The following is a 543-nucleotide window of genomic DNA, read 5'->3' as shown; positions in this document are numbered from 1 at the left end:
CAAAGCTTCCTACCGATACGCCTACAGCTAATTCTCCTCCTCCACTCGCTGTTAAGCTGCCGTCTGTCACACTGATTGAAGCAGACTCCACTTTGTATAAGCTCATGCTCGCTGTGGCTACTCCATTACTGAAGGTTACACTCGTCGCTGTACCAAAGTCAGTACTTCCCACTTTAGGTGAGCTTACTGGTGAGCTAGAACTATTCGCTCCAGAGAAGGTTAAACTCTTAGCTCCTGTGTAAGCTGTTACTGTATTTCCTTGCGCATCTTTCGCGGTGATCGTAATCGTTTGACTTGTACCTGCTGTCTGTGTTCCGCTTCCTGTAATCACAAACTTATTGGCCGATCCACTATTGATATCGATGCTTCCACTCGTTACTGCCGTTCCTGTGGCAGGAGTAAATGTGAAGGTTCCTGAACCTACTGTTCCTGTGTACTTCAAGCCTAAGCTTGTCAAGTTCGCTACTCCACTGCTAAAGTCAACAGCACTATTCAATTTATCCGTTCCAGATAATCCAGTTATGCTACCTGTTAAGCCTGTCG

General features: G+C 46.2%; 1 protein-coding gene. It reads right to left on the bottom strand.

What is annotated here, in order from left to right; genetic code table 11:
* Positions 1-543 (bottom strand): hypothetical protein (locus G9H65_RS13280; protein ID WP_166375819.1); only part of this gene is annotated, 543 nt, incomplete at both ends.

The sequence above is a fragment of the Aquirufa ecclesiirivi genome (assembly GCF_011250515.1).
GTDB lineage: Bacteria > Bacteroidota > Bacteroidia > Cytophagales > Spirosomataceae > Aquirufa > Aquirufa ecclesiirivi.
Note: the sequence above shows the minus strand (reverse complement) of the source record. Positions and strands in the feature narration are given on the sequence as shown.